Genomic DNA, 21212 nt, shown 5'->3' with positions numbered 1-21212 from the left:
ATGGCATGGAATATCCCGTATTGAAGAAGTTTAGGGATAAGGGTTCAGGTGATATTTATGAGGTTGGATCGAAGTACGAAGCAGAAGCTGACAGAGCTGCTGATTTACAGAGGCGTGGATTTATCGGTAAAAACGATGATGAAAAATCCACTAAGCGTACTGCCCGTAACACTTCGCGATCCCCTGAGAAGAATGACAAGGGAAATGATGAAGCATGACCGTCCTAGTCAATCGACTTGATAAGCGAGTGGCCATCTTTCGCCCTCCTGGTGCAGAAGATGTAGATGACTGGGGGCAACCAACAGACAATTGGATTGAAGTAGCAAAGCTATGGGCTGGCATAGAACCTCTTAGAGGGCAGGACCGAGCTGCTGCAGCACAGGTTACCGCTGATGTTACTACCCGCATCCGTGTAAGGTACCGTGAAGGAATTGATCGGACGATGGTTGTTCGCTACAAAAGCATTGAGTTCGAGATCCTTTACATCATCCATCCATCTTTCAATATGCAAGAACTACAACTCATGTGTAAGGAGCGTCAGTGATGGTACGTCGGAGTTCAAGGTCAAATATTCGTGTGGATGGTGCAGATGAAGTGATTCGGCAGCTCAAGCGAGCTAATGCTGAGATCACAAAAGAGATTCGAGACCTTATATCAAAGGCGGCTGAGATAGTATTTCGTGAGGCTGATTCAAGAGTTCCAATCGGTGAGACTGGCAAAACTCGCTTCTCGCTGCAGATGAACATAGGGATATCGAAAAAAGGTAACTATTACGCAAATGTATCTGTAGGGGCACGCAATGGAGATATCTCTGCGTCTGCCCCTTTTTACGTTACCTTTTACGAGTATGGAAGCAGTCACCAGCCACCACGCCCGTTTATGAGACCCTCATTGGATAAGAGCAGGGCAAAGGTTCGAAAGCTGCTCATAGAGGGCGTCAAGGCTGTGGTTGAGAGAGTAGGTGCTTAATGGCTATAGAAACAAAATTGAGAGATTACTTGCTGTCCATCAAAGAGATTCAATCGGTTGTCGGCAATAGAATTTATCCCGGCTGGCTGCCTGAGAAACCAACTTATCCAGCCATCGCTTATCTCCAAATATCGGGAGTAGCCCATCATAATATCCCGGTAGCTTATCCCAGATTTCAATTCTCTGTATTCTCAACAAAATATAGTGAGGCGAAGGAATTAGCAGAGGAGATACGAAGTGCCCTCCAACGTTACAAGGGGAACATGGGCGGGGTTAGGGTGTTGCAAGGCGTATGGGAAGGCAGCAGGGACATGTACGAGAGTGACACAAAACTCTATCACATAGCAACAGATTTCAAAATCATTTACAGGGAGGAATAACAAATATGGGACGTAATATGACGACAGTGCAAGCAGGGAATACTATCCGGTTTGGCTCTGCAAAATTCGAGGTTGGGCCAGATATTAACAGTCTTATTGACCTCGGAGCGATGAACAGTATCGTATTCGAGGAAACGTGGGATGAAATGACCGTGACTAGCGACAACGCCGGGGTAATCAAGACAGGAATGAGCAATCACGTCGCTGGCATTGAGGGGGATCTGATGGAAATCAATCTCGCTACTCTGGCTACAATCCGTGGCGGCATCGATAAGATTGAGAACATTGCTGGCACCCCAAAAACCGTGACTAATGAGGCGTTGACCTTAACCGGACAAACACAGAAGCGTCTTTTGAATAAGAACGGAGCTGGTACAGTCGTTACGGCCGTCACTGTAAAGAAGGGTGCAACTACATTGGTGGCTGGAACAGATTACATCTTAGCCGTAGATAGCGCGGGTTTTTCTGTCATTGCTAGGGTAGAGGGCGGCGGTATTACGTCAGGTGACGCTGTAACGGTCAACTACACCTATACTCCCTTGTCAGCAAAACGGTTCCTATCCGGAGGTATTGGTACCTTCCAGCCAAGAGTTGCACGTATCACGAACTATGATGACCAAGGAAAAAGATTTCAAATTACTATTTACAAAGCTACACCGGAAAGTGGTCTAAATATCACCTTCCCAGAAGCCGATGCAGAGGATCCAGCAATTACACCAATTCGCATGAACGGTACCTTAGATGCAAATCGCGCTGTGGGTGAACAACTATTCGAAATCTACGATGAACAGGGAGTGTAATGAAAATGTCAAAACAACCAACAATTCTTAACTTAGACGAAGTTGTCCCTGCCGAACGTATTGTAATTCTTGGCGGAAAGCATATTGACGTTTCCCGCATTCCCTCCCGTGTAATGCTCAACATTACTAAGAACCAAGACAAGTTAAAAGGCGGTGGTGATGACAGTTTCTCAGAAATTCTTAAGCAAGTCATCAGTATCTGCAAGCCTTCATTCCCGGATATTACAGAGGAGTGGCTTGGAGATAACGTTGATTTCGATCAGTTGATGCAATTGATCGAGTTCGTCCTAGCTCCGCTTAAAGATCGGGCAGGCGACGAATCAGGAAAAAACGAGGGGAGCCCCAGCCTATAGAGCTGGGGCGTATTTTTGCGCGAATGGGCGCAATGTACTCCTGGGCAACACCTGAATATATGTTAGATCACATGTCCTTTCCCCAGATCATGATGTACTACGATTACGGGATGGAGCATGAAGAGAATAAATCGAACATCTTGGTCGGCCGCATTGGGGTCGGCCTTTTTGGTGCGAAAGAACAGCCGAAGAAGGAACGCCGAGTTCGAGGAGATGGCAATCAAACGCCAGATCGAGCGGCATTCCGTGAGAAATATGGTAACCGCATCAAGCGGCCGGAAGGAGGGGAATCATGAGTTTACTTGGTAATCTAGTCATTAACATCTTGGGGAATAACACTGGCTTAGATGATGCGATGAAACAAGCGCAGAAGTCAGTAGATAAGTTCGGCAAGGGTATGGCTGATGTAGGTAAATCTTTGACGTCACTCGTGACGGTTCCTCTCGTTGCGGTCGGCGGTGCTTCACTTAAGGTTGCATCCGACTTTGAATCTGCCTTTGCAGGCGTGAGAAAGACAGTTGATGCTACGGAGGCTGAGTTTGCTCAGTTGCGTGATGGGGTCCGCAACATGGCGAAAGAGATGCCACAATCTGCATCAGATATTGCCCGAGTAGCCGAAGCAGCTGGACAGTTGGGTATCAAAACTAGCGCAATCCTCGGATTTACTAAGACGATGGTTGACTTAGGTGTTGCAACTAATATGACCAGTGACGAAGCTGCCAGTGCCTTGGCGCGGTTGGCGAACATCACTAAGATGCCGCAAGATCAATTTGACCGACTGGGCAGCTCAATAGTTGCGTTAGGTAATAACTTCGCTACTACAGAATCTGAAATCACAGATATGGCTTTACGGCTGGCTGGTGCCGGCTCGCAGGTTGGTATGTCTGAGGCTGATATCTTAGGTTTAGCAGCTGCTCTATCATCCGTAGGTATTGAGGCGGAAATGGGTGGTTCGGCAATCTCTCGGGTTATGGTCCGTATGCAAGTAGCTGCATCAGGAATGAACAAAATGGATGCTCTCACACAAGCGACAGGCATGTCACTCCGAGATTTGCAATTACTTGCAGACAACAACAGCAAGGAATTTAAAGCCTTGGCGGATGCTTTAGGCATGACTCAAACTCAAATGGGTAACATCGTTGACAGTGGAGTTGATTTACAGAACTTCGGTAAGATTGCGGGAATGACATCAGAGCAATTCAGTAAAGCATTCAAAGATGATGCTGTCGGTGCTCTTGGTGCATTTATTAACGGACTAGGTGACGCAGATTCGGCAGGAACCTCCGCTATTAACATGCTGGAGGAAATGGGCATCTCTGAAATCCGCCTTCGGGACAGCTTACTGCGTGCAGGTAATGCTAGCGAGTTGTTCGCAGGGGCTGTTGATCTATCAAATAAAGCATGGGATGAAAATTCGGCGCTAACCCATGAAGCAGAACAACGTTATAAAACATTTGCCAGTCAAATGCAGATTCTTAAGAACAAACTGAGCGATATCGCTATAACTATCGGGGATGCTATCATGCCTGTGGTGCTAGAAGCAGTCAATTCCATGCAACCACTGATCGACAAAATTGCTAGTATTGCTGAGAAATTCGGTTCGCTTAGTCCAGAATCGCAAAAGTTGATTATCACGATAGCGGCAATCGCTGCTGCAATCGGTCCGTTGCTGGTAATTCTAGGACATGTTGTTAGTTCAGTTTCTGCTTTAATGCCAGTGTTTGCCGCATTAACGGGTCCGGTCGGGCTGATAATCGCAGGCGTCGCAGGGTTGGCGGCTGGACTCACTTATCTTTATAACACAAACGAAACCGTGCGAAATGCTATAAATTCGGCGTGGGAATCGATTAAAAGTGTAGCCCTTTCTGTATGGGGAGTAATCAGTGAGTTTATCATGGGTCAGATTGATAAGATAAAAAAGTTCTGGGACGAAAACGGCACACAGATTCTGCAAGCAGTGACAAACGCTTTTAATGCAATAAAAAAAGTTATCGAATTCATTATGCCAGCCATCTTGTTCATCATCGACATGGCATGGACAGCCATCAAGAATGTTATCAGCGGTGCTTTAGACATCATAATGGGTCTCATTAAGATTTTCACCGGACTCTTTACAGGGGACTGGAGCAAGATGTGGGAAGGTATTAAGCAGCTGCTCGGTGGCGCGATTGATTTCATCGTAGGTTTAATGACTCTTAACTTTCTTGGTGGACTGAAGACGCTCTTTACCAATCTATTAAAATCCGGTGTTGGCTTAATGAAGAGCATGGGCGAAGGTATAGTTAATGCTTTCAAGGGATTACAGTCATCAGCGAATAGCCTAATTTCTAAAATGGTCAGTGGAGTTATCAATTTCTTTAAAAATATGTTCACTGAGGGAATTGGTATTTTTACCAGACTCCGAACATTGGGTGCATCTATATGGGAGTCGTTATCCCAAGCGGTTGTTGGAGTTGCAAAGGGCATATGGAATAGCATAACTGCTAACTTTCAAGGAATGCTCAGTAGCGTTAAAAATATCTTCAGCACGATTCAAGGTGTCATTGAGAGTATCTGGGGCAAGGTCATGTCATTCTTTAAAGGTATCGACCTTGCTAAAATCGGTAAACAAATCATGCAAGGGCTGGTCAATGGTATCGGCAGTATGGCGAGCGCTGTGGTTGATAAAACCAAAGAAGTAGCCACCAAGATCAGTGATTCGATTAAAAACTTCTTTGGTATTCATTCGCCTTCTAGGCTAACAACCGGCTACGGGGAGAACATATCTGAGGGACTTGCTGTAGGGATAAACAATTCTAAGGGCAAGGCTAAAGCGGCAATCGAACAGCTAACTGGTGAGACTGGAGCAGCAGCTGCCAAAGCCGCGGAGAAAGTAACTAAGGACGCAAATAAAGCTTCTGAAAAAGCTCAAAAGGCTGCTGCGGCAGCTGCAACCAAAGCGCAGAAAGCAGCAGCGGCGGCAGCGACTAAAGCAGCAGCGGAAGCAAACAAAGCATTCAATGCGGCCTTAGATACGGCTCAATATAAGTACAAAATGGGTGAGTTTGATGAAACGGCTTATATCGCCTCACTCGAAAAGGTCAAATCTGCATACGCCAAGACCAGCGCCCAAATTCAGACAATTAATCTTGCAATCAAAAAGGCAAATGACCAGATCGCCAAGGAAGCTGCTGCTGAGGCCAAAAAGCAGTTTGAAGCCTCCAAGACGTACATCGAGGCTAAGAAACAGGCTAATGAGATATCCATTGAGCAGGAGCTTGCGGCATGGGAGAAGCTTCAAACTCGCTATAAGGTCGGCACCACTGAGCGCATTGCTATTGATAAGCAGGTCAATAAGATCCGGACTGATCTTGCCAAAGAAGCAGCGGCAGAAGCAAAGAAGCTATATGACGAGCAGGTCAAATCAATTGAAACGCTTAGCACAGCTGCCGTAACTGCTCTAAAGGCTCGGTATTCAGCAGAGGAAAAGGTCGCTACAGAGGCCTTGCAAAAGCGCATTGACCAGCACAAGGCAGCATCAGACGCCATCATTGCTGGATATGACGCTGAATATCAAGCGATGATTAAGACACTTGACGCTCAGACTCAGGCACAGTTACTGGGCTTGCAAGATCAGATCGACAGCATCGAGGGTCTGACTAAAGCTGAGGACAAAGCAGCTGAAGAGGCAGCGTATCAAAAGAAACTGGCTGACAAACAGAAAGAATTAACTGATGCCGATACTGCTGAATCAAGAGCGAAGATACAGGAAGAGCTTAATGACATGCTCGCCGAGCGGGAGCGGAAACACCTTCTGGAACAGCGCCAGGTTCAGATTGATGATCTGAAATCTGAAATGACTCGGATTAAGACACAGGGTGAACAAAAGGCTGAACTGCTGAAACAGGAGTATGAGACTAAGAAGAGCACAGAAGAGAAGAAGGCTCAAGCGACCACTGACAGCCTTACTGCTCAGATGGATTCTACTAAGACTCATTACACTGCGCTCAACACCGAAGAGGCTTTACAAGCTGAGGTACGGCGTTTGATGCTCGACAGTAACAATCAGGAGCTGATCGACCTACTAGCGGAATATAATCCGAAATGGCAGGATGCTGGGCAATCCTTCGGAGAGAGCTTATTGAGTGGTCTTAACAGCACCAAGAATAGCATTAAGGCAGCGGTGGATGAGATCCTCGCTACGGTGGGGAAAACAGCAAAGGCGGCAACATCATCGACGAACATGTCTAATGAGGTAGCCTATCTTAATAGCTTGTTGGCTAACGGTACGGCCGCACAAAAGAAATGGGCGGAAGCTCAAGCCAAAGATTACGGTCTACAGATCGTCAATGGTGTTATTAAAGGCATGCAGTCAGGCACCGCGGCAATCAACAACGCGGCAGCAGCCACGGCTCAAGCGGCAACAGATGGCATAAAGGGCACGCTAAAGATCAAGTCTCCAAGTCGCGTAATGATAGCTATTGGTGAGTTTATCGGCAAAGGATTAGCGCTAGGTATGGAACGGCAGATGTCAGCGGTCGAAGGTGCTGCGCAGGACATGGCAGATGCCGCCGCTATGGATCTCAGCTCGCCAAGCCTCAGTGCAATTGACAACCGTATTCAACCTTTAGCGAATGATGCTAGAGCTTCCGGTGGAACGCAAGGCGGTTTGCTGGGTGACAGAGATATGGTCTTGCACAATAACATCTATCTGGACGGCAAACAGATTGAGACCAATGTATCCCGCCGTCAAATGAGTTCGCTCACTCGGGCAACAAGGGGGCTAGGATTAACATGACAAGTAGTATCACTCTCGGAGGTATTCGGGACGTAGATCTAGGGTTTCGAGTGCTTGAAGAGACCAAAGATCCCTTACTCCCTAGCACACGAGATATGAATGTAGAAATAGCTGGTAAACACGGGCAATATGACTTTGGCGCGGACCTAACGGAACGCGTCTTTTCTTTTTCTTGTGCTTTTGTTGCGGATGGTACTAATTACGATTTGCCAAGTGCAGCAGGTTTGCAGCAACGGGTAAGGGCTCTTGCAAGGCATCTGACTGATGCTAATGGTAGACCCAGAACAATGGAACTAAGACGTGCTTTTGAACCGGATAAGTTCTATCTGGTCAGATATGCTGGATCGGCTTCATTGGAGAGGTTGATATATAACAGCATTGGTATGTTCGAATTGGAATTGGTTGCTTTTGATCCTTTCGCTTATTCGGTTCAAGAGCATATCACCGAGCAAGTAATCACCAGTTCACCAACAACTCTGGTCATTCAATCAGGCGGTAATATCCATTCAGAAGCAGTTATTATCTTGACCAATAATGGGTCTAATACTTTATCGAATTTCAGAATCACAAATGAATACAAACTCGAATAGGAGGCGAAAGATTTGAACGTATCAAATTATTTAGCAATTGCACTGTTGAATCAGGTGTTTAGAAATACGAATTACACACGCCCGACAACCTTATATATTGCTCTCTATACCAGCAACCCAACTGCAGCAGATACCGGGCAAGAGGTAACCGGTGGTGCTTACGCTCGACAGGCAGTGGTGTTTACACCTCCTGCTGCTGTTAATGGGGTGTATACAATTAAGAATAGTGCAGAAATTCCGTATCCAGTGGCAACCGCTACATGGGGGCAACTCACGCATTTAGGAATTCGTGATGCGGTAACAGGTGGAAACTTATTGTATTACGGAGCCTTAACTGATCCTAAAAGTATTTTAACAAACGATATTTTTAAATTTTCGGTTGGTCAAGTCTCAATTGATTTAAGCTAAGGAGGGCAATCTATTGGCACAACAAACTATGTATCCAGCGATAGCCAATTCGCCGGGAACTGAGCTATCAGTGGCACTCACGACAGCAGCTACAACAATAGCTGTGGTAGATGCAACAAAGCTACCAGCAGCCCCAAACGTGTTTACAATCGGCACTGATGAGAGTTCAGAGACTATTCTTTATACGGGAAAGTCAGGGAATTCTCTAACAGGGTGTACGCGGGGATTTGATGGAACGACGCCAAAGGCTTGGGCTATCGGCTCGAAGGTTGCCCGTTACTACACCGCCTACGATCACGAAGCATTTCGCAAAAACTTAACGGATCTTTCCGGAGTAACTTCGGAATCTACAACCGATGTCATCCTAGCTGCGGGACAGCAAATTCTAAATGCCACCAAGAACGCTAGACTACAAGGATTAAAGGTACAGGGTAGGACGTTAATAGATTTACTTGGTGGGGCTGGGAGTGGAGAGAGTTTAACGGGATGGGCGCAAGGGGCTGTTCCGGCAACACTATCAACTAGTATCAAACGCTCGGGAGCATCTTCCTTTAGGTTCGCGCCCACAAACACCGCGTCATGTGCCATGACAAAGGATTTCTATACCCCATTGGATGCGAACAAGCAGTATATTCTTGGTGCTTGGGTATATATTGAGTCCACGACAGTGTCAGGTTCCAGTATGCCTGTATTTTATCTGAGAGATGTTGGGACTTCAAACGCTAAGTATGTTGCAAGTGCAGTGAATACAACAGTAGGTAGTTGGCAATTCGTGTATTTAAAAGTGCCGACAAATAACACTCTCGTGGGGTCAGGATTCCGACTGTTTGCTGGATATACGTCCGCTATGGATGCTGTAATATACATTGACGAGATCCGCCTTTACGCCGTATCCGCAGCAGACTATGCAGCTATAGGAACTACGATTAACAACGAAGCTATAGACCGTCTCTTACCTTATGTACCTCCTGGTATTAATGGAGTAGATGGGTTATGGGTAAGACGGTATGGGAAGAATTTACTACCTAGTGTACCGGATACATTACATGCCAATGCCAAGATGAATGGTCCGTATGATATGACGTTGGTTGCTACAGCTAATTCTCAATCGTCCCTTATCACAATGCCAGCCCAGCCAAACACAGTGTATTTCATATCCGGAGCGTTTACTGCCTCCACCGGGGCAGCAACGTTAAATATCTTTTCAGTGGATGCTAATGGAGCGATGACTTATGTAGCCGAAGTAAACAATGCAGTCCTCAGCAGAACCTTTAATACTCCTGCCTCATGTGTTGCTTTGAGGTTTAATCTGTTCGGGACGGTTGCTGGGACTTTTACATTCAAGGATTGGTTCCTGAAAATTGGGAGCACGGCGGAAACATTTCAGCCCCGTGAAGACAGCCTTATCGCCTTTGGTGGAGTAGAGTTACACGCTAACCCAACGGATGGCAGCGAACCGGATATACTTCGTGAGGTTAACGGACGGTATGAGGCAACGAAGTTATGGCGTGAGATCACGCTATCAGGATTGCAAGATTGGACAGTGCTCAGCACACATACTGGATATAAACGCTTAAGATCATTGGGGATAGCGCCAACACTTTCGGATTCTTCTATATCGGCGTTAGTGAAATTTGATGGGAAGGTGTTAACTCAAACTTTCAGTGATGTTCCATCTTCGGCAGCAGCAGACGTTTATCGTACCTCAGCATCCGGAAATACAACAGTCACTGTTTCCTCTACTGACTCCGGTTGGGGAGATTCCTATACACCGAGTGCTGACGAGATAAAGGCTTATTTTAATGGGTATCAGATGGGTAGTGTGTCAGGGGCGACGTTTACTACTCCGTATATCAGTGGTACAAAAGCATGGCGATTTGTAATGGGAGATACCTCTACAGGAACGAGCACCTTGCCTACAACACTTAATCCAGGCTATGCAGGATGGCAGCCGTATCAACTTCTATACCGCCTTGCAAATACTGTTATTGAGACAGTACAAGAAGACGGTGCTTTATCTCTCATAGAGGGTGATAACTTTATCGAGGTGGGTAGCGGATATGTTAGCCGAGAACGTGCTAATCCTGTAATGACAATCGTAGGAGGTTCCTCATTTTACCATTTTAACAACGCAGAACCTACCGTTTCTGCGAGCAAATTTCGATATCCCGTGCAGAAAATACTCGGGATTTACGAGGCTAATTTGCCAGCACGCGGCGTTGTCCTTAAAAACGAGTCTGTAGCGTTTGGACTGCAAGATGCCCATATTGAAGGGATCAATTATAATCTGAACGCACCATATAGCGCCTCTTACATCAAACTGGATAAATCACCAGTACCAGTTGTTACGGGCTTCTATGCAGCCACTGAGAAGATGCAACTTCATGATTTAACAGACGCAGTGACAGAGATAAGTTCAACCGTTAGTGCGTTAGCTGCGAAGAAAGCGGAGAAGGACGCGCCAGGATGGATTGCTCCAACATTACTTAACGGATTTACTGCGCTATTCAGTTCGCGAGTCCCATCCTATCGTAAAGTTAACGGAGTTGTAGAGTTTACAGGAGCGTTAAAATTCACCTCGTCAACGGTTAATGCCAACCTTGTTATATTTCGGTTGCCAGAAGGGTACAGACCAAAGGATCAACTGGACTTTGGTGTTTTATCAGGAAGTGGCGCGAATCGTGTATTTGGCGGTCTGGAGATTATGCCAACGGGCGAAGTGTACGTATTAAGCGGTATGGGTGGCGATGCTATTTTTCTGGATGGGCTGCCAACGTTCAGAGTCGAATAAAGGAGGGATATCATGAGCAAAGCAGTACCTACAATCGGGTTGGATGGCCTGTATATAGAGGATATAATACAGGACGATTCCTTGACTGGGGTCGTCCCTATTTATGCCCAGCCAGAGCCAGAAGAAGCGCCAGCGCTGCCAGAAGACGAAGAGATCAAAGATGAGCCGGACGTATCCGAAGAACCAGAACAGCCGCGAGAAATCATCGGGTATCTCGCAGGTATTCCGTTGCCGACCGGATTGTATCATCCGCGTTTCGATCTGTTAGCATGGGATGCATATCAGGACGCTGTACTAGAGGCACAGAGCGATTATGCCGACGAGCTACATGATTGGCGGGAGAGTCATACAGAAGGCGAAGAACAAGACGAGCAGCCTATTTATACACCACCTACGATACCAGATAACCTATGGAAAGAGGGCTTAACGCCAGAAGTGATTGCGGAGTTGACGAAGCCGGGGGAGCTCTCAGAAATTGAGATTTTGAAAAAGGAAAATATGCTCTTAAAAGCACAGAACAACGCAATAACTGAACGCGCCGATTTCATTGAGGATATCATTGCTGAAATGGCAATGCAGATATACCAATGATTGCTCTGGCGTATTGGATCATGTCAAAGATGAAAGGAGGTGACATCATGATGGCTATGTTTTTCGCACAACGCGTAATCTTAGGTAAGACCAAATATATTGAGGTTCCATCTACTTTGAGACCAGGAGTAAAAGAAATTTTGGTTGATAGCGGACTTGAATTCCTTACAGAAGAAGAATAAATAAAGTTGCCACCTAATAAGTTGTTTGCCGTATAACAACTGGTATAACAGCAAATTGGGAGGGTTATTATGAGTCCGTTTGAGGAAACGTTAGAAGATTTAAAGAAAAAGTACAATTTTAAAAGTATCTCTCATGAATTTGAAATTGTAGGCCACGGTAGCAAGTTAACTCTTTATATCGAGTTAACTCCAGAACAATACCAAAAAGCGAGTTCCCTAAGCAATAGAAGTGTGGGAGGGGCAACATACGCCTTATCTAGAAACAACAATATAACAATTGTTGCGGGTAATCTCGATGCAATGAAAATACTACTAGCGGCAATTGTTAATTAAGGCGCAACAATGCAACAAGAAGTTGGTTCATCAAAATGACTTAACTGATCAGCACTTAGAACACGTTCATATGGAGCGTGTTTTTATTTTGCCCTCGGATCCCCGGGGGCTATTTTTAAAATCAGAGATAGAAGGGGCGGGGGCGTATGGATGACAAGGCTCAAATTATAAAAGCTGTATCAACAGCAGCAGGCGTTGTTGTTGGATACATTTGGGGAGGATGGACTGTTATGTTACAAGCACTTCTTGTGTTAGTTTGCGTGGATTTTGTAACAGGATGGATCGCCGCCTGGATAAACGGAGAATTGAGAAGTATGAAGGGTTACATTGGTGTGGCGAAAAAAGTATCCATTTTTATGTTTGTTGTGGTCGCTCATTTCATAGACGTTGTACTCGGTGACATGCACTACTTGCGGGATGCAGTAGTGTTTTTTTATTTGGCAAACGAGCTTTTGAGCATTATTGAGAACGCGGGGAAAATGGGCTTACCTATGCCACCAATCCTGCGGGATGCTGTTGCAGTCTTGGAGTCTAAATCTGGTGGAAAGAAGGAGGGGAAGAACGATGTTGACGCTGGATCAAGTAAAGAGTAAATCATCTACGAGATTGATTGGTTTACATCCCATAGTTTTAGCAGCTGCGACAGTTTTAATTGAACGCTGTTACGCTCGGGGAGTGCCTATTTTGATAACTCAGGGGTTGCGGACAATTGCTGAGCAGAATGGACTATTTGCTCAGGGACGGACGCAAGCAGAGCTTAATGCAGTTGGATTATCTAGCGTTAAGGCACAGCCTGATAAACTAAAGGTCACCAACGCTAAGGGCGGGACCAGTTATCATAATTTTGGACTAGCTATCGACTTCGCATTGTTACTACCAGATGGGAAACAGGTATCATGGGATTTAAAACGTGACGGTGATGGTGACAAGGTAGCTGATTGGACGGAGGTAGTTCAGGAGGCTAAAGCTCTTGGTTTTGAATGGGGTGGTGATTTTGTCTCGATTAAGGATGCACCACATTTTCAAATCACTTTTGGAATGACAACCTCACAACTACGTGCGGGTGCTAAGCCGTCAGAGATCGCTATGGCAAAAGCGACGGCTATTATAGATCGACTAAAAGGGGAGGAAGAAGATATGAGTAGGGTTGCAGAACTTGAAGAACAAGTGAAGGAACTATCGAAAGTCGTAACAGGCTTGACCAATAGCAAAGATGTACTTAAACAAGCTGCAACAGAGCAAGGGCTGAGTATCGCTAAAGTTTTATCTAGGGTGGATAAGTTGGAGGGTAAGGCGAATCTAACTGAAATACCTGCTTGGGCAAATGATGCTGTACAATCTGCTTTTGATGCAGGATTGATTGATACACCAACTGGTGGCAGTTTGGACTTCTACCGAGTAATAACGGTACTTGCCCGCGCTGGACTTTTGATTACGAGATTGGAGGATAAGTAATGGACAATCAAAACCTAACTAATGTACTGGCGTTCGCTTCGGTGATCGCCGTTTTTGTGTTGGCAGGAGTGCAGTTTGTAAAGACTTCGTTTAACGTGCCTAAAAATATATTGCCCTTGATTGGATTAGTTATCGGCCTGTTGATCGGCGCAGCTGCTTATCCATTTACAGAGCTAGGCTTAGTGCTTAGATTATGGGCGGGCGGCCTAGCGGGATTGTCAGCTACTGGGTTGTTTGAACTAGCGTTTAGTAAGAGGGATGGAACGACTAAATAATGACTTAGCAATTAGTACGCCCTGCCTGAATGGTGGGGCTTATTTTATTTTCAGGGAAAGGAGCGTGTCTATGTTTAATAGAGGATCATTTAACCGCATTGCCTTTAACCGTGAATTTTCAGTATTTGTGTTCGGAAGTGCTGTCTTGCGTGGTGATGGCAATCTGAAAGCTGGAGCAAACATCGTTGCAACCGGATCAGCGGCTCTACATGGTGAGGGAGGATTGAAAGCGACATTTGTACGGGAGATTAGTTTCGCTGCCAAGATGACCGGAGAGGGCGGCATGAAAGCTACGTTTATCCGGGAACGTCTACACCAAGCCATCATGCACGGTATTGGTACGCTAACCGCAAACGGGAGCCGGTACCACATGGACGAGATCATATTCACAGGATCATTTGCTCCTGGTGATCGCATAGTTATTGATTCTAAAAATCTCACGTTTACCAAAAACGGACAGAACGCCCTGCACATGATGGACGGAGATTTCTTCGACCTTAACCTTGGCAATAACAACATTGTCTACACAGACCCAGCAACTGGCCGTGAGATATTAATCCGGATTACACACCGGGATAAATTCATATAGGGGGAATCTAGATGCCTAAAGCACCAGTAACAATTTATGATGCACAAATGCGGCGTGTGGCTTTGCTTGAGAATGCGTTTAACATCGAATACAGCATGCCACTTAACTCGTTATGGACAGCGGCTTTCAGCTTGCCGGGAGACGATCCCAAGAACGCAGAGTGTAAGCCGTTTTACTTCGTAGAACTATATGATAATAACGAGCGAGTTGAGTTATTCCGCATTGTACCGAATACCATGAATAGGAATCAAAGTGGTCCAGTTATCAAATATGAGTGTGAGCATGTGCTTGCTACCTTGCTGAATGACGTATTATTTCAATCTCATACAGTCGGCAACCTTGGCGTATACACAAATCAAGTAATTCAGTACATTTTATCGAAGCAAGTCGTAACACGCTGGAAACTTGGAACAGTCGGGTTCGGTCGGCAGTTTGAATACAATTGGGAAAACGATACACTGCTCGGGGCTTTGTTCTCAGTGCCGAAGCCTTTCGACTCTGAATATCAATGGACTTGGGACACCACATCATTTCCGTGGACTCTAAACCTTGTGGAGCCCAACGAAGAGGTTACGGATTATATTCGTTATGGGGTCAATATGACCGAGATTGAAAAAGTAGTGGATCCTACGAACCTCTGCACTCGGCTTTATGGTCTTGGATTCGGGGAGGGTGTTAATCAACTGACATTCGCAGATATCAACGGCGGGTTACCTTATATAGAAGATGCAGCAGCTCAAGCTGAGCACGGTATACTTTCATCCATCTTTGTAGATAGACGCTTTGAATATGCGGAGACACTACTTGCACGATGTCAGACGCTGCTTAATGAGCTCAAGGTTCCGCGTATCTCCTATGGTGTTGGCGCTTCTGAAATCTACCGACTTACTGGACAGCAAATATATAAGTTTAAGACCGGTGCGAGAATCAGAGTGAAGGATGACGAGCTTGGAGAGGACTTTATTGCTCGGGTTGTTAATGTTGGTAAAGGGGATATGATCGGAGCTCCCGGTGATGTTCAGATCGAGATCGCCAACCGAACAGAGGATATAGCTGGAAGCATTGCGGACTTACAGAACAGGCAGCACATAAACGATTCTTATGCTCAAGGGGCTACAAATCTTGATACACGCGACTTTGCAGATAATGCGGATCCTGCGCATCCAGCTATTCTAAAATTCTATGTGCCAGAGGAAACGGCGCGGATTAACAAGGTTATGTTGTCGTTTCAGGTGGAGGCGTTTCGGGCTTATAGTAAGGCAATAGAGGGCGGGGGAGCCGTTACGACTTCCACGGCAGCAGGTGGTGCGCTGGCAACCACTACAGCATCAGGTGGAGGATTGGCAACTACAACTTCTAGTGGAGGTTCTAGTGTTCAAACAACATCATCGACTCCTGAACAAGCTCCCACAACTACGACGAAAGCAACATCGGTGGAGTCAGCAACCACATCGAACTCATGGCAGCAGTTTGCAATAACAGTGCCAGATGCTGTTAATGTCGTTGGGGATCATAACCACGGAATACCATCAGGGACCATCCTTATGACTCAAGGCGGAGGGACCGTATCGTTCTGGCCTTCAGGCGGACATTCTCATATATTAACTTCTGACCATCGCCACAACGTGACCATACCGGGACACAATCACTCAGTAACAATACCAGGACATGACCATACAGTGGATTTGCCGAACCACACTCACGGGATAGACTTACCGAATCATTCCCACAGCATTAACTTGCCAAATCATCAGCATGTAATTAATATTCCTAATCATACACATGGCATTGAATACGGGATATATTCAGGACCGACGCCAACTGCTTTAGTAATTGAAGTGGATGGGAATCTTGTTCCGTTTATCGAAACGAGTGGAGAGGATATTGATATCGTTCCTTACCTCAGTAAAGATGGTAGCGGGAGAGTGCAGCGGGGGCAGTTCCATGAAATAAAAATAGCCCCAAATAGTTTGGGGCGGATCGTAGCTAATGTAGTAACTCAGTTATTCGTACAAAGCCGTGGTGGAGGCAACTATTGACCTATACCTAATACTTTCAAAGTATCAGCCCCAAAATATAGAGAACCGTTTCTTACCATTAGTGAGGCGGTTTTCTCTGTATTTTTGATGATGCGTTCATCATTGGTGGATTGATCATACATTGAAAGTGGGAATTCCACTGTCATATCCCCATAAGTAACAATTGTTGTTTTATCAATTGTGACTGAAACGCCATACTCTTGATTAACATCACGTGCAGGCGTCCACGTTTGAGTGCTCACTGTATTTCCTCCTTTCGACTTAAGATCAATGGACTTCTTCGTGTTGTCATACTCCAGACCATAGCCTGTTATTTCAGCTACTTCGCGAACTGGTAGATATGTAGTGCCTTTATATACAAGTGGATCATTCTTAAGTGTTTGCTTCTGACCATCGACTGAAAACGTGAATTTTGCAAGGGCAGCCTGAACAGTCTGAGTGGTCGCAGCTGCGGCCATTCCTGCCGAACCGATTAACATGCCGGCCACTAATCCGATGATTGCTTTCTTCAAGATACTCAGCTCCTTTAATTTCATATTACCATACATTACGGTAAATGATGGGAGAGGTTTTATATCTGATGCCATTATAATTTTTTTTTGTTATAGCCTTACTTAACTGAAGGGTCGGTAAGGCTATTTTTCTTATGATGTAGAAAAGTTTTATCAAAGGGATAAACCACATATTTCCATTTAACTCTTAATTATATTGTTAATATTTGTCGAAAAACAGACTTTTTGTTCGCCCTTTATTGTTGTAGGCTTGTAGCATATATATTAAAGGAGATGAAGGTTTGTGAAGAGTTGGAATGGTAGGTTATCGAAATTATTAATGGTTATATTTGCGGGGGTATTGTTCTTCTCATTTCAATCAAGTATATATGCAGCAGGTGTAGGTAGTAAGCTTTCTGCACCAGAAGCGGGATGGACGAGATATAACGATAATGTTAAAGGTGTTTACTATACGGGGAACTGGGTTACACCAGCGCTCCCCGGTTATTATGGTGGCTCAATTAAGTCAACTGCAACTGTCGGTTCTAAAGCAATGTTTAGATTTTATGGTACAAAAATTCGCATTATTTCAGACTCATCAAATAGCGCGACACATACATCAAAAGCTGAAATTCAAATCGATGGTGTTAAAGCGAATTTTCATATCAATTATACAAACGAAGGTTACCAATATCTTGTTTTTGAAAAAGTTGATTTAGAGCCTGCGGTTCATGAAGTAGTTATTACATGCACAGAAGCAAAGGTTACTTCACTTGATGCCTTCGATATAGACAGTTCAGGTTATATAGTAGATTGGTATAAAGCAAGTGATCTTACTGCAACAGCAGGGGATACTAACGTAACTTTAAAATGGGATGCTGTACCTGAAGCAACGGGCTATTTGATTAAATATGGTACCCAACCAGGAATATACACCGATTCTGTGACTGTCTCCAAAGACGTTTATCAGGGATATACAATTGGAAATTTGCAAAATGGAACACCTTATTATTTCACAGTGCATGCGTTGGTGGGAACTAATGATACTGGGAGTTCTAATGAGGCAACGGCTACGCCTCAAGGAGATGTAAAACCGGAACCTGTAGGTGGTCGTGCAATATTTACAATTTACCTAATCAACGGTGCAGAAAAGGAATTCGATCTATCCATGACCGAAGTCAATGCCTTCATCGATTGGTACGAGAATAAACAATCTGGTACAGGCACAGCCTCATATGCAATCAATAAGCATGAGAATAATAAGGGTCCATTCACAAGCCGAAAAGAATATGTGATTTTTGACAAGATCCTTACCTTCAGCATAGATGAATATTCAGCAAAATAAAATTATTTACACATTGTTCCAGTGACGTTAAAATAACTGTAACGGAAGCACCGTACCCTGCCATAACTGGTGGGGTATTTTGTTGTTTAGGGAGTGATTTTTTGAGCGCTACATATAAACTATTGGTGACAGATTCTGAGTTTCTGACAGCGGCACTGACACAATCCAAAGTATCCGTATGGTTTAGGCTGGACCCAGATCCAATAGGTCATCTTATGGATTATGGTGGGATTGTAGAGGGGTATACCTCAGACTCAATTAAGATTGCTGGTGCCCATTTCGTTCGAACGCGATTTGAATTTAGAACAGACATAAAAACACCCCGTCAACCTTAATTGGTCAGCGGGGTGTTTTTGATTATATTATAATTCTTTCGCAATTATTAAGGTCTGTCTACGAAGATTCCATATGCAAGAATGTTTCCGTATTGATCATAAGAAAATACACAAGCCCAACCATATTTCACAGCACGAACCCATCCGTCTTCATACAATTCAATGGCTCCATCATTTGAAACTAGTTGAAGGTTACCAGGAATATATCTCCAGGTGCCCGATTGCATTTCAATATTAACTTCTGTATAAGTACCTTTTGCAGTTATTTCTTGGGAAGTTGCTACATTTGATACTGGTGTAGAGTCAGGAGTGGTAGTTGGAGCACTGGCTGCGAATGACGTAGACCCTAAAGTGAAGCATGCAGAGACGGTTAAAAGACCAGCTAAGATTTTCTTTTTCATAATTCAACCTTCCTTCCTATATTTGGAATACATTCCAATTATGTAATACATATATATAAATGTAAACATATTTAGTAGATTAATATAATATTAAATAGGAATTTGGAATATATAACAATTAATTGGTTTGTTTTTCGTGGAATTGTCTTATTGTATGACATAAAGTATTGTTTAGGGAGTTGATTATTTGAGTGCTACATAGGGGTATACACCGGATTCTATTAAACTTGCTTGCTCTCATTTTGTTCGGGAGCGATTTGAATTTAGAGCAGAAATAAAATAACCCACCGGGCTTATGCCTGACGGGTCTATTTTTGTTTATACGATAAATTCCGTAAATACTGGGCTTCGAAGCATGCCTGATTTGGTCCAATTCCTCATTCTTACCTTTGCTCGTAATCTTGGTTCAAGATGTACAAAATCCTTATCCTCGCCTTTTACAAGCTGCTGGGCAACGCCTCTAAATGCCTGCTTATGGATCGGTGACGCGCCGAGTTCTATAATCCCGGCTGGACGTAATTTCCCAGATGTACCGGATGGAACAGCAGCCAGCCAACCAAATTCCTGTTTACGATATCCGGTTATAAAAACATCAGCATAAGTCCAGTTGATGACCTTTTGCCATGCCTGAGAGCGGCGGCCAGTCTCGTATACGCTATTTCTACGTTTACCCACTACGCCTTCCATACCACGAGTTTCGATCTGTTCAAATAACGCCTCTCCAGCACCTTCCACATGAGGTACTACTCCAAAGCTATTAGATGGCAGAGTTAACCCCGCCAGTATATCCTTACGGCTCATCAAGGGCAACCCGCGCAGGTCCTTGCCTTTGTACATCAATATATCAAAGATGGCATAATATGCTGGGAGCGTCCCGGTGAGTTTTACTATTTTCTCTGCTCGTCTTGTCTGAAAACGACTCATAACAGATTCGAAATCTGATACTCCGGTTGTAGGATCAACACAGGCTATTTCACCATCCAAAACAACATCGTCCGCAAATGGAAGGTGTAATTCAGGATACTGCCGAGTGCAATCATTATCGTGCCGTGTATATAACCGGACCTTACCGAACTCTTGAGAATAAATAAGACGATGTCCATCTATCTTTGGTTCATATATGAAATCGCTGTGACTAAATGGTCCAGTAGCAGTTTGTAATAACATAGGTGATATAAACATATAGAGCCTCCTTCATCCAATTATAGCTCGTAGCTACAAAGGATAGAGGAGGTAAGTGATGGGAAAAACTATTTTGTTAAGGTGTACTCACTTACTTCAAATGTAAGTATTTTATCGAATACAAAGTAGTCTTTACGTTTGCTGAACGGACCTTTATTGTTTGTATGCTTATCTATTCCATATAAACCCGGGCCTCTTCCTGCATCACGAGCATCGTACCAATTTATGAATGCTTCCACTTCGGACATAGGGAGATCATATTCCTTCTCAAGTCCATTAGTCATCGTTACGACTAATATAGCTCTGTCACTTGGTTCTGGTGACGAAGGTTCAGTTGGGTTTGTAATATCTGGTAGCCCAAGATCTATTTCGACAACAGCCCATTCTCTCGAAACATTTGAATTGGCCATAAGTCTCAATCCTTGAGTTGTAATTTGCTGAGGTAATTCAATGATTGAGGTTTCATACATTTTTACGTCATATGCACCAACATCCTCCCAAACCCCATTATTTAGTTTTTGAACAATGACGCTTGAAACTGAAAAGCCTACTCTCGGATGCTGTTGAACTGTAATTGTACTTACAGTTACCTCTTTACCTGAACCAAAATCATAGCCTACATAGGCAATACCCTTGGTACTAATATTAGGAGAGGATTGCCAAAATGGAACGCTCTGATTGGCTTCATCTATGAACTTTCCGTCAAAAGCATACTCAGGGTTTGTACCTGGAGCATTACTACTCGATATTGCGGTACCTCCAGATGGAATGACCGAGGCTGATACCAGTGAAGCTTGTAAAGTCATAAAAACTAACAAAAAACTAAAAATAACACATATTTTTTTCACAATTAAATCCCCTTTATATTATTTTCTCTAGCATACAGAACTCGAAAAGGAAAATCTAAACAATAATTACTATATATT

At 44.3% G+C, this 21212-nt stretch carries 25 protein-coding genes; 21 read left to right on the top strand and 4 right to left on the bottom strand.

Features of this window, described 5'->3' with window-relative positions:
- Nucleotides 1-5 precede the first annotated feature (5 nt).
- The 19 genes from MHI15_RS00340 to MHI15_RS00250 all read left to right on the top strand — a co-directional run bounded on the left by MHI15_RS00340 (nt 6) and on the right by MHI15_RS00250 (nt 16532).
- Nucleotides 6-218 carry a hypothetical protein gene (locus MHI15_RS00340; RefSeq protein ID WP_076219189.1) on the top strand — a complete coding sequence of 71 codons (213 nt, stop codon included), beginning with the start codon at nt 6-8 and terminating at the stop codon, nt 216-218.
- Nucleotides 215-544 carry a phage head closure protein gene (locus MHI15_RS00335; RefSeq protein ID WP_341163989.1) on the top strand — a complete coding sequence of 110 codons (330 nt, stop codon included), beginning with the start codon at nt 215-217 and terminating at the stop codon, nt 542-544. Before MHI15_RS00340 ends, MHI15_RS00335 begins: the two co-directional genes overlap by 4 nt.
- Nucleotides 544-969 carry an HK97-gp10 family putative phage morphogenesis protein gene (locus MHI15_RS00330; protein WP_076275390.1) on the top strand — a complete coding sequence of 142 codons (426 nt, stop codon included), beginning with the start codon at nt 544-546 and terminating at the stop codon, nt 967-969. Before MHI15_RS00335 ends, MHI15_RS00330 begins: the two co-directional genes overlap by 1 nt.
- On the top strand, nt 969-1349 hold the full coding sequence (gp17, locus tag MHI15_RS00325) for a tail completion protein gp17 (protein WP_341163988.1): 381 nt from the start codon (nt 969-971) through the stop codon (nt 1347-1349). The genes MHI15_RS00330 and gp17 overlap by 1 nt, the downstream gene beginning before the upstream one ends.
- A gap of 5 nt (nt 1350-1354) precedes the next feature.
- Nucleotides 1355-2149, top strand: coding sequence for a hypothetical protein (locus tag MHI15_RS00320; protein WP_341163987.1), 795 nt, complete (start codon nt 1355-1357; stop codon nt 2147-2149).
- Between the two features lie 5 nt (nt 2150-2154).
- Entirely contained in the window at nt 2155-2502 is a 348-nt protein-coding gene (locus MHI15_RS00315) for a hypothetical protein (RefSeq protein ID WP_341163986.1), read from the top strand.
- A 23-nt stretch (nt 2503-2525) separates the two neighbouring features.
- On the top strand, nt 2526-2798 hold the full coding sequence (locus MHI15_RS00310; RefSeq protein ID WP_076275385.1) for a hypothetical protein: 273 nt from the start codon (nt 2526-2528) through the stop codon (nt 2796-2798).
- Entirely contained in the window at nt 2795-7279 is a 4485-nt protein-coding gene (locus MHI15_RS00305; RefSeq protein WP_341163985.1) for a phage tail tape measure protein, read from the top strand. The genes MHI15_RS00310 and MHI15_RS00305 overlap by 4 nt, the downstream gene beginning before the upstream one ends.
- Nucleotides 7276-7869 (top strand): phage tail domain-containing protein, encoded by a 594-nt coding sequence (locus tag MHI15_RS00300; protein WP_076277283.1) that lies wholly within the window; start codon nt 7276-7278, stop codon nt 7867-7869. Before MHI15_RS00305 ends, MHI15_RS00300 begins: the two co-directional genes overlap by 4 nt.
- 12 nt (nt 7870-7881) lie before the next feature.
- Nucleotides 7882-8277, top strand: coding sequence for a phage tail fiber protein (locus MHI15_RS00295; protein ID WP_341163984.1), 396 nt, complete (start codon nt 7882-7884; stop codon nt 8275-8277).
- A gap of 13 nt (nt 8278-8290) precedes the next feature.
- Entirely contained in the window at nt 8291-11068 is a 2778-nt protein-coding gene (locus tag MHI15_RS00290; protein WP_341163983.1) for a hypothetical protein, read from the top strand.
- A 12-nt stretch (nt 11069-11080) separates the two neighbouring features.
- Nucleotides 11081-11659: a hypothetical protein gene (locus MHI15_RS00285; protein WP_341163982.1), complete on the top strand. Its 579-nt coding sequence runs from the start codon at nt 11081-11083 to the stop codon at nt 11657-11659.
- Between the two features lie 47 nt (nt 11660-11706).
- On the top strand, nt 11707-11841 hold the full coding sequence (locus MHI15_RS00280) for a hypothetical protein (RefSeq protein ID WP_256720307.1): 135 nt from the start codon (nt 11707-11709) through the stop codon (nt 11839-11841).
- A gap of 69 nt (nt 11842-11910) precedes the next feature.
- Nucleotides 11911-12174 carry a hypothetical protein gene (locus MHI15_RS00275; RefSeq protein WP_341163981.1) on the top strand — a complete coding sequence of 88 codons (264 nt, stop codon included), beginning with the start codon at nt 11911-11913 and terminating at the stop codon, nt 12172-12174.
- A 146-nt stretch (nt 12175-12320) separates the two neighbouring features.
- Entirely contained in the window at nt 12321-12767 is a 447-nt protein-coding gene (locus MHI15_RS00270; protein WP_076316032.1) for a phage holin family protein, read from the top strand.
- On the top strand, nt 12739-13629 hold the full coding sequence (locus MHI15_RS00265) for a M15 family metallopeptidase (RefSeq protein WP_341163980.1): 891 nt from the start codon (nt 12739-12741) through the stop codon (nt 13627-13629). The genes MHI15_RS00270 and MHI15_RS00265 overlap by 29 nt, the downstream gene beginning before the upstream one ends.
- Nucleotides 13629-13904: a holin gene (locus MHI15_RS00260; protein ID WP_341163979.1), complete on the top strand. Its 276-nt coding sequence runs from the start codon at nt 13629-13631 to the stop codon at nt 13902-13904. Before MHI15_RS00265 ends, MHI15_RS00260 begins: the two co-directional genes overlap by 1 nt.
- Nucleotides 13905-13974: 70 nt before the next feature.
- Complete coding sequence (locus MHI15_RS00255; protein ID WP_341163978.1) at nt 13975-14493, top strand: phage distal tail protein; 519 nt, start codon at nt 13975-13977, stop codon at nt 14491-14493.
- A gap of 11 nt (nt 14494-14504) precedes the next feature.
- Nucleotides 14505-16532, top strand: coding sequence for a phage tail spike protein (locus tag MHI15_RS00250; protein WP_341163977.1), 2028 nt, complete (start codon nt 14505-14507; stop codon nt 16530-16532).
- Here MHI15_RS00250 and MHI15_RS00245 read toward each other — a convergent pair.
- On the bottom strand, nt 16526-17044 hold the full coding sequence (locus MHI15_RS00245; protein ID WP_341163976.1) for a stalk domain-containing protein: 519 nt from the start codon (nt 17042-17044) through the stop codon (nt 16526-16528). The genes MHI15_RS00250 and MHI15_RS00245 overlap by 7 nt on opposite strands.
- A gap of 283 nt (nt 17045-17327) precedes the next feature.
- Between MHI15_RS00245 and MHI15_RS00240 the strand changes: the two genes are divergently transcribed.
- Nucleotides 17328-18368, top strand: coding sequence for a fibronectin type III domain-containing protein (locus MHI15_RS00240; RefSeq protein WP_341163975.1), 1041 nt, complete (start codon nt 17328-17330; stop codon nt 18366-18368).
- Between the two features lie 101 nt (nt 18369-18469).
- Nucleotides 18470-18703 (top strand): hypothetical protein, encoded by a 234-nt coding sequence (locus MHI15_RS00235; protein WP_341163974.1) that lies wholly within the window; start codon nt 18470-18472, stop codon nt 18701-18703.
- A 47-nt stretch (nt 18704-18750) separates the two neighbouring features.
- Here the strand turns inward: MHI15_RS00235 and MHI15_RS00230 are convergent, their stop codons facing one another.
- From MHI15_RS00230 to MHI15_RS00220, 3 genes are all read right to left on the bottom strand, one after another.
- Nucleotides 18751-19104, bottom strand: a complete 354-nt coding sequence (locus MHI15_RS00230; protein WP_341163973.1) for a hypothetical protein — start codon at nt 19102-19104, stop codon at nt 18751-18753.
- Nucleotides 19105-19422: 318 nt separating this feature from the next.
- Nucleotides 19423-20286, bottom strand: coding sequence for an ATP-dependent DNA ligase (locus MHI15_RS00225; protein WP_341163972.1), 864 nt, complete (start codon nt 20284-20286; stop codon nt 19423-19425).
- A 68-nt stretch (nt 20287-20354) separates the two neighbouring features.
- On the bottom strand, nt 20355-21134 hold the full coding sequence (locus tag MHI15_RS00220; RefSeq protein WP_341163971.1) for a hypothetical protein: 780 nt from the start codon (nt 21132-21134) through the stop codon (nt 20355-20357).
- Between the last annotated feature and the right edge of the window lie 78 nt (nt 21135-21212).

Source organism: Paenibacillus sp. FSL H7-0918, from assembly GCF_038007025.1.
GTDB classification, from domain to species: Bacteria; Bacillota; Bacilli; order Paenibacillales; family Paenibacillaceae; genus Paenibacillus_AQ; species Paenibacillus_AQ odorifer.
This window is presented reverse-complemented; position numbering and strand designations above follow the sequence as displayed.